Source organism: Paenibacillus pasadenensis, assembly GCF_023715725.1.
Classification (GTDB): domain Bacteria; phylum Bacillota; class Bacilli; order Paenibacillales; family Paenibacillaceae; genus Paenibacillus_O; species Paenibacillus_O pasadenensis_A.
In genome coordinates this window covers 1-445 of record NZ_JAMBOT010000054.1, presented here as the reverse complement: position 1 = coordinate 445, position 445 = coordinate 1, and the positions used below count along the sequence as shown (strand labels likewise).

Sequence of the window (445 nt, the reverse complement as noted above, 5' to 3'; positions counted from 1 at the left end):
CAAGACCGGCGATCCAGAAGGCAAAGCCACCCAGCGCCCCCTGCGCCAGCGCCACGGCGACGGTACCTTTTACCGTGGCGCGGGCCACAGCGGCGAATTTAGCGAACAAATGCTGCTTCACATAGCTTGATAACGGTAGAGACTCGAGGATCAACAACACCAGATAAGGTCCATCCTTCAGCAGGAAAAACAGCAGATACAGCATGATGCCGAAGCTGACGGTGAAGCCAAAAGTCCCTTTGCCAATCAGAAACGCGCTGCCGGCCAGATACTGACCGCCTTTCAGAGCGGCATCAGAGAGCTGCTGCTGGATCTGCTGCGCGCTATCAAGGTTATGATCGGCGAGGAAGCTTCTGGCCCAGCCGGGGAGATGGGCGAACAGGCTGGCGACCACCGTCGGAAACTGGGTGTCGTTATGCTGCAGTTTGCTGTACACCAGATTGAG

1 protein-coding gene is annotated in these 445 nt (G+C 57.3%); it reads right to left on the bottom strand.

The window, feature by feature from the left end; translation table 11 throughout:
* The coding region (locus tag M3223_RS23925) for an AI-2E family transporter (protein WP_251566292.1) at positions 1-445 on the bottom strand (445 nt) is incomplete at both ends.